Source organism: Micromonospora maritima, from assembly GCF_902825405.1.
Lineage (GTDB): Bacteria > Actinomycetota > Actinomycetes > Mycobacteriales > Micromonosporaceae > Micromonospora > Micromonospora maritima.
On record NZ_CADEAU010000268.1, the window covers coordinates 1 to 7,369 of the forward strand.

7 protein-coding genes are annotated in these 7,369 nt (G+C 74.6%); 6 read left to right on the forward strand and 1 reads right to left on the reverse strand.

What is annotated here, in order from left to right:
- Nucleotides 1–99: 99 nt before the first annotated feature.
- Complete coding sequence (gene mgrA / locus HUW36_RS21190) at nt 100–1,089, reverse strand: L-glyceraldehyde 3-phosphate reductase (RefSeq protein WP_174529764.1); 990 nt, start codon at nt 1,087–1,089, stop codon at nt 100–102.
- A gap of 65 nt (nt 1,090–1,154) precedes the next feature.
- On the opposite strand from mgrA, the gene HUW36_RS21195 reads away from it, so the two are divergent.
- The 6 genes from HUW36_RS21195 to HUW36_RS21220 all read left to right on the forward strand — a co-directional run bounded on the left by HUW36_RS21195 (nt 1,155) and on the right by HUW36_RS21220 (nt 7,244).
- The gene (locus HUW36_RS21195; protein WP_174529765.1) at nt 1,155–2,123 is read left to right on the forward strand and encodes an aldo/keto reductase; all 969 of its coding nucleotides are present in this window, start codon (nt 1,155–1,157) and stop codon (nt 2,121–2,123) included.
- A 4-nt stretch (nt 2,124–2,127) separates the two neighbouring features.
- Nucleotides 2,128–2,625: a hemerythrin domain-containing protein gene (locus tag HUW36_RS21200; protein ID WP_174529766.1), complete on the forward strand. Its 498-nt coding sequence runs from the start codon at nt 2,128–2,130 to the stop codon at nt 2,623–2,625.
- A gap of 60 nt (nt 2,626–2,685) precedes the next feature.
- Nucleotides 2,686–3,939: a sensor histidine kinase gene (locus HUW36_RS21205; RefSeq protein ID WP_174529767.1), complete on the forward strand. Its 1,254-nt coding sequence runs from the start codon at nt 2,686–2,688 to the stop codon at nt 3,937–3,939.
- Nucleotides 3,936–4,586 carry a response regulator gene (locus HUW36_RS21210; protein ID WP_174529768.1) on the forward strand — a complete coding sequence of 217 codons (651 nt, stop codon included), beginning with the start codon at nt 3,936–3,938 and terminating at the stop codon, nt 4,584–4,586. Before HUW36_RS21205 ends, HUW36_RS21210 begins: the two co-directional genes overlap by 4 nt.
- 73 nt (nt 4,587–4,659) lie before the next feature.
- Nucleotides 4,660–5,721 (forward strand): hypothetical protein, encoded by a 1,062-nt coding sequence (locus HUW36_RS21215; RefSeq protein ID WP_174529769.1) that lies wholly within the window; start codon nt 4,660–4,662, stop codon nt 5,719–5,721.
- A 71-nt stretch (nt 5,722–5,792) separates the two neighbouring features.
- Complete coding sequence (locus HUW36_RS21220; protein ID WP_174529770.1) at nt 5,793–7,244, forward strand: magnesium chelatase ATPase subunit I; 1,452 nt, start codon at nt 5,793–5,795, stop codon at nt 7,242–7,244.
- Nucleotides 7,245–7,369 lie beyond the last annotated feature (125 nt).

Here is a 7,369-nt window from a genome sequence, read left to right on the forward strand (position 1 = left end):
GTGGTCGGCCTGCGGCTGCGACGGGACGGCGGCCCGCCGCCCGGGCGGCCGTGCGGGGTGCGCAACCACCGCGCCGGGCGGCGTCGGATCTGGTGAGCCTCAGCCGAGCAGCCGCTCGATCTCGGCCAGGTCCTCGCCGGCCAGGTCGAGGTCGTCCAGCGCGGCGACGTTGCCCTCCAACTGGGCGACGCTGCTCGCGCCGATGATGAGGCTGGTCATCCGCGGGTCGCGCAGCGCCCACGCCAGCGCGAGCTGGGCCAGGGTCCGGCCCCGCCGCTCGGCCACTGCGGCGAGCCCGCGGACGGTCGCCATCCGCGCCTCGTCCAGGTCGCTCTCGTTGAGGAAGACGCTCGTCCGCACGCGCGAGTCGGCCGGGATGCCGCCCAGGTAGCGGTCGGTGAGCAGACCCTGGGCCAGCGGGCTGAAGGCGATGCAGCCCGCGCCCACCCGCTCCAAGGTGTCGAGCAGGCCGTCGGACTCGGTCCACCGGTTGAGCATCGAGTACGACGGCTGGTTGATCAGCAGCGGCGTGCCCAGGTCGCGGAGGATCTCGGCGGCCCGGGCGGTCTGCGCCGAGTCGTAGTTGGAGATGCCGACGTAGAGCGCCTTGCCGGACCGGACGACGGCGTCCAGCGCGCCCATCGTCTCCTCCAGCGGGGTGTCCGGGTCGAACCGGTGCGAGTAGAAGATGTCGACGTGGTCGAGGCCCATCCGGCGCAGCGACTGGTCCAGGGACGAGATCAGGTACTTGCGGGAGCCCCACTCGCCGTACGGGCCGGGCCACATCAGATAGCCGGCCTTGGTGGAGACGACGAGCTCGTCCCGGTAGGGCTTCAGGTCGGTGGCGAGCAGCCGACCGAAGTTCTCCTCCGCCGACCCCGGGGGCGGACCGTAGTTGTTGGCCAGGTCGAAGTGGGTGATGCCGAGGTCGAACGCGCGACGGACGATGTCGCGCTGTCGCTCGAAGGGCCGGTCCGGCCCGAAGTTGTGCCACAGGCCGAGGGAGATGACGGGCAGCCGGAGCCCACTGCGGCCGCTGCGCCGGTAGCGCATCGAGTCGTATCGGTCGTCGCTGGCGAGGTAGGTCACCTGATCATTCTGCCGCCACCGGCGAACAGGCGTGCGGTCACGGCCGCACGGGTAGCGTCGGATCCATGCGTTTCGTGCGGCTCGACACCCCCAAGCCCATCTCGAAGATCGGCCTCGGCACGTGGCAGTTCGGCTCCCGCGAGTGGGGATACGGCCCCGAGTACGAGCGCCGGGCGGCCGAGATCGTACGTCGGGCGCTCGACCTCGGCGTCACCCTCTTCGACACCGCCGAGATCTACGGCTTCGGCCGCAGCGAGCGCATCCTCGGCGCGGCGCTCCGCGACGACCGGGCGAAGGTCGTGGTGGCCAGCAAGATCTTTCCGCTGCTCCCGGTCGCGCCGGTGGTGCAGCAGCGGGCGGTCGCCTCCGCCGCCCGGCTCGGCGTCGACGGCATCGACCTCTACCAGGTGCACCAGCCCAACCCGGTGGTCGCCGACACCACCATCATGCGCGGCATGCGCACCCTCCAGGACGTCGGCCTGGTCGGCGAGGTCGGCGTCAGCAACTACGACCTGCGCCGGTGGCGGTTCGCCGAGGCCGCGCTGGGCCGCCGGGTGCTGAGCAACCAGGTCCGCTACAGCATGATCGACCGCGGCCCCGAGGAGGACCTGATCCCGTACGCGGAGCAGGCCGGCCGGATCGTCATCGCGTACAGCCCGCTGGCCCAGGGCTTCCTCTCCGGCCGCTACGACGCCACCAACCCGCCGGCCGGGGCGGTGCGCCGGGCCAACCCGTACTTCCTGCCGGAGAACCTGGAACGCGGCACCGAGCTGATCGCCACGCTGCGCGAGGTGGCCGACGCGCACGACGCCACACCGAGCCAGATCGCACTGGCGTACGTGCTGCGGCACCCGAACGTGGTGGCCATCCCCGGCGCGTCCGGAGTGGAGCAGATGGAACGCAACGCGGCCGCCGCCGAGATCGACCTGACCGACGACGAGTACGCCGCGCTGGTCGCCGCCGCGCGCGCGTTCCGCCCGGTCACCGGCCTGGCCGCCGTACCGAAGATGATCCGCGCCCGACTGGGGAAGTGACCGCATGGACGACATCACCGCACTGATCCTGGACGACCACGCCGCCTTCCGGCGCGGCTTCGCCCGGCTCGACGACGCCCGCGACCCGGCCGAGATGCTGGCGATCTGGGAGGCGCTCGCCCTGCACCTGGACGTCCACGCGGAGGCCGAGGAGGCGATCCTCTACCCGCACCTGGTCAAGCACGGCGACGACGGCGAGGACGAGACCGCCGACGCCATCGGCGACCACAACAAGATCCGCGACGCGATCGCCGAGTCGAAGCGGCACGAGGTCGGCTCGGACGCCTGGTGGGCGGCGGTGGGCACGGCCCGCAGGGAGAACAGCGAGCACCTGGCCGAGGAGGAGGACGAGGCGCTGCCCGACTTCCGGCGGCACGCGAGCGTGGAGCTGCGCGCCGAGCTGGGGGCGCGGTGGCTCACCTTCCACGGCGAGCACAAGAACGGCCGGAACCTGCGGTTCCGCGACAAGGACCCGGAGGGATACGTCCGCGACCACCGCTGAGCACCGGATCTCCCCGGCGCGGGGGAGTCGCGCGACGGCCGGCGGCGGGACAATGACCGGATGACGGTCCGGGGTGTCCTCGCGCCGCTGGTGCGTGGCAGCACCTGGCGTCGTGCCGTGTTCCTGCTGCTCGGCGGCGTGCTCGCGCTGCCGTACGCGCTGCTGGCGGTGGCGTTCGCGCAACTGCTGACCAGCACCGGGGTGCCGCGTCCGCTCGGCGTCGGGCTGCTGCTCGTGGGCGCCGGGCTGGCGGTGGTGCCGGTGCTCCTGGCCGGCAGCCGGGCCCTGGAGATCGCCGCCGCCCGGGCGTTGCTCGCGGTCGACCTGCCGGAGCCCGCGCCCGGCCATCGGATCGACCGGGAGACCCGGCTGCGCGCCGCGCTCTGGATCGCGCTGCACCTGGCCACCGGCGCGACGGTGCTGTTCGCCGCGATCAGCGCGTTCCCGATGGCGCTGGTCTTCGTCGCCGGTCTGGCCGGGTTCGACGTCGGCGCGGTGTCCGACGAGCGGCTCGGCCCGTTCGACCCGGCCCGCCCGGTGACCGCCGGCCTGGCCGGCGTAGCCGTGCTGGTCGCGCTCGGCTACGCGGTGGCCGGGCTGGGCGCGCTCGCCGCCTCGATGGCCCCGGTGCTGCTCGGTCCGGCCCAGGCCGAACGGATCGCCGCGCTGGAGGCCCGCGCGGTCCGGCTGGCCGAACGCAACCGCCTGGCCCGGGAGCTGCACGACTCGGTCGGGCACGCGCTGACCGTGGCGACGCTCCAGGCCGGCGCCGCCCGGGAACTGCTCGACACCGACCCCGAGTTCACCAGGCGGGCGCTGCGTGCCATCGAGGAGACCAGCCGGCGGGCCATGGACGACCTCGACCACGTGCTCGGGCTGCTCCGGGAGACCGACGCGGGGCCGGCGTCCACGCCGAACGCCCCGCAACCCACGCTCGTCGGGCTGGACCGGCTGGTCGCCGCCGCCCGGGCCGCCGGGCTGGCCGTCGAGGCCCGGGTCGACGGACCGGTGGACGCCCTGCCCGCCGTGGTGTCCCGCGAGGGCTACCGGATCGTCCAGGAGGGGCTGACCAACGCGGCCCGGCACGGCCGGGGACCGGTCACGCTGCGGGTCGCCGTACCCCCGCAGGGGTTGGAGATCGAGCTGGTCAACGCCGTGCGCGGCACCACCGGGCCGACCGGCGGCGGCGGGCGCGGGCTGGACGGCATGCGGGAGCGGGTGCTGCTGCTCGGCGGGCACCTCGACGCCGGCCCGCGCGGCGACCGCTGGCGGGTCCGGGCCACCCTGCCCGCGCCGAGGGAGGAGCCCGGATGACCATCGACGTGCTGGTCGTCGACGACGACGAGCTGATCCGGGTCGGCCTGCGGGCCATCGTGGACGCCCAACCGGACCTGCGCGTCGTCGGCGAGGCGGCGGACGGGGCCGAGGTGCCGCCGCTGGTGGCGAAGCTGCGGCCGGCAGTGGTGCTGATGGACGTGCGGATGCCGGCCATCGACGGCATCCAGGCCACCCGCCGGCTGCTCGCCGCGTCCGCCGACCCGCCCCGGGTCCTGGTGGTCACCACGTTCGCCAACGACGAGTACGTCTACGAGGCGTTGCGCGCCGGGGCGAGCGGCTTCCTGCTCAAACGGGCCCGGCCGGCCGAGGTGGTGGAGGCGATCCGGGTGGTGGCGGCCGGTGAGTCGCTGCTGTTCCCGGCCGCGATCCGGCAGCTCGTCGGCGCGTACGGGCGGCGCGGCGGGGACCGGCTGCGCGCCGCGCGGCTGACCGATCGGGAGGCCGAGGTGCTGCGGCTGATGGCGGCCGGGCTGTCCAACCCGGAGATCGCCGCCCGGCTGGTCGTCGGCGTCGAGACGGTGAAGACACACGTCGGGAACGTGCTGGCCAAACTCGGGGTGCGGGACCGGACCCAGGCGGTCGTCGCCGCCTACGAGTCCGGGTTCGTGGTCCCGACCGGCTGAGTCCCCCGGGCGGGGGAGACGCGTCACTCCGCCACGGGAGGGTTCCGCGGCGCCGGCGGCCGAGGCTCGAACCATGACGACCTCGTTGCTCGTACCGACCCGCCACCGGTCCCGGACCGCGCCGCTCGCCGCCGGCTGGCTCGCGCTCTGGGGCGTACTCGCCCTGATCTCCACCCGCACCGGCGTCGGCTATCCGTTCGGTGCCGGGGACCGCGACAGCGAGGCCAACCTGCTCCGGCTGGTGCCGGCCTCGGCCGGGCCGCCGCTGTTCGCCGCGATGCTGCTCACCGCCGCGGTGGTGGCACTGACGATGAGCGGCCCCGCCGCCCACCCGTCCCGGCCGTTGCGCGTGCTCCTGCTCGGCTACGGCTGGGCCGTCGCGTTCGTCCTGGCCGTGGTGGTGCCGGACACCCGGGTGCTGATCATGCTGGGCTACGCACCGATCCTGCTGCTCGGCGCGCCGTTCGGCTGGCCGCCCGTCGACTACTCCGACGTGTTCACCTGGACGCTGCTCTGCAAGGGCGCCGCGATGGCGGGCGGGGTGCTGCTCGGCCTGGCCGTGCTCGGCTGGCAACGCCGTACCGCGGGGGCCTGCGCCACCTGCGGCCGGGACGGCGCGGACCAGGGCTGGACCACCCCGGCCGCCGCCGCCCGCTGGGGTCGGTGGGCGGCCTGGACCGCCGCCGTCATCCCCACGCTGTACGCGCTGACCCGGTTCGCCTGGGCCGTCGGCGTCCCGCTCGGCATCTCCCGCGAATTCCTGGACGAGATGCACCGGACCGGCCTGGTCTGGGCCGGCGCCGGGCTGGGTGCCTTCGCGGTGGTCGGAGCGGTGCTCACGCTCGGGCTCGTCCGCCCGTGGGGGGAGCGGTTCCCCCGGTGGATGGTCGGCCTGGCCGGTCGCCGGGTGCCGGTGGCGCTCGCCGTGGTCCCCGCCACGCTGGTGGCGCTCTCGGTCACCGCCGGGTCCCTCGGGCTGCTCACCGCGCACCGGTTCTGGGAACTGGTCGGCGGACTGAGCGTGACCACCATGCCGATGCTGCTGTGGCCCCTCTGGGGGATCGCGCTCGGCGCCGCCGCGTACGCGTACCTGCTGCGCCGGCGCGGCGGGTGCCGCCGCTGCGGTCGGGACTGACCGCCGCCGGTGGTCGGTCCCGGTCACGGGGCGGGACCGACCACCGGGCGGTGCGGGAATTCTGAGCTAGCGTGGGTCGGGTGACCGCTCCCAACCAGGTTTCCCCGGTCCCGCCCGCCGAGCTGCCCGGCACGCTCGGCGCGTTGCGCGCGACCGGCCACCAGTACCGCACGGTCAAGCAGGAGATCCGCGACAACCTTCTCGCCCGGATGCGTACCGGCGAGGACCGATTCCCCGGCATCGTGGGCTACGAGGACACGGTGCTGCCCGAGGTCGAGCGGGCGCTGCTCGCCGGCCACGACATGGTGCTGCTCGGCGAACGCGGGCAGGGCAAGACCCGACTCATCCGCGCGCTCGGCGCGCTGCTCGACGAGTGGACCCCGGTGATCCCCGGCTCGGTGCTCAACGAGCACCCGATGCACCCGCTCACCCCGGCGTCCCGCGCGCTCGTCGACTCCGCCGGCGACGACCTGCCGATCGGCTGGCTGCACCGCTCGATGCGCTACGGCGAGAAGCTCGCCACGCCGGACACCAGCGTCGGCGACCTGATCGGCGACGTCGACCCGGTCCGGCTCGCGCAGGGGCGCACCCTGGGCGACCCGGAGACCATCCACTTCGGGCTGGTGCCGCGCACCAACCGGGGTGTCTTCGCCGTCAACGAGCTGCCCGACCTGGCCGAACGGATCCAGGTGGCGCTGCTCAACGTGCTGGAGGAGCGGGACATCCAGGTCCGCGGCTACCAGCTGCGGCTGCCGCTGGACCTGCTGCTGGTGGCCAGCGCCAACCCGGAGGACTACACCAACCGGGGCCGGATCATCACCCCGCTCAAGGACCGCTTCGGCGCCGAGATCCGCACCCACTACCCGCTCGACCTGGAGCTGGAGCTGGCGCTCATCCGGCAGGAGGCCGACCTGGTCGCCACCGTGCCGGAGCACGTGCTGGAGGTGCTCGCCCGGTTCGCCCGCGCGGTGCGGGAGTCGCCCTCGGTGGACCCGCGCTCCGGCGTCTCCGCCCGGTTCGCCATCGCCGCCGCGGAGACCGTCGCCGCCGCCGCGCTGCGCCGTTCCGGCCTGCTCGGGGCCACCGCCGACCGGGCCGAGGCGCCCGTCGCGCGGGTCGGCGACGCCGTGTCGGTGACGTCCACGCTGCGCGGGAAGGTGGAGTTCGAGAGCGGTGAGGAGGGGCGCGAGATCGAGGTGCTCGCGCACCTGCTGCGTACCGCCACCGCCGACACGTTCCGGGCCCGGCTGGCCGGGTTGGACCTGTCCGGCTTCACCGCGCTGGTGGCCGAGGGCGAGATGGTCGAGACCGGGGAACTGGTCGCCTCGGCCGAGCTGCTGCGCCAGGTCGGCACCGTGCCGGGGCTGGCCAAGGTGCTGGACCGGCTCGGCCTCGGCGACGCGCCCAGCCCGGAGGAGGCCGCCGCCGGGATCGAGTTCGTCCTCGAAGGGCTGCACCTGACCCGCCGGCTCGGCAAGGACGTCACCGAGTCCGGTCGCACCGTCTACGGCGGCCGGGGCTGACCGTGGCCGGCAACCGGTTCCGGTACGGCCAGTGGCGTGGCGGGCCCGACCCGCTCGCCCCGCCGTACGACGTGCGCGCCGCGGTGGACGCGGTCGGCTCGGACGTGCTCGCCGGCGGCAGCCTG

Excerpts from the sequence above, each read along its gene's own strand:
- HUW36_RS21205 (WP_174529767.1), top strand. The coding sequence starts at position 2,686 with ATGACGGTCCGGGGTGTCCTCGCGCCGCTGGTGCGTGGCAGCACCTGG.
- HUW36_RS21195 (WP_174529765.1), top strand. The coding sequence starts at position 1,155 with ATGCGTTTCGTGCGGCTCGACACCCCCAAGCCCATCTCGAAGATCGGC.
- HUW36_RS21210 (WP_174529768.1), top strand. The coding sequence starts at position 3,936 with ATGACCATCGACGTGCTGGTCGTCGACGACGACGAGCTGATCCGGGTC.
- HUW36_RS21215 (WP_174529769.1), top strand. The coding sequence starts at position 4,660 with ATGACGACCTCGTTGCTCGTACCGACCCGCCACCGGTCCCGGACCGCG.
- HUW36_RS21200 (WP_174529766.1), top strand. The coding sequence starts at position 2,128 with ATGGACGACATCACCGCACTGATCCTGGACGACCACGCCGCCTTCCGG.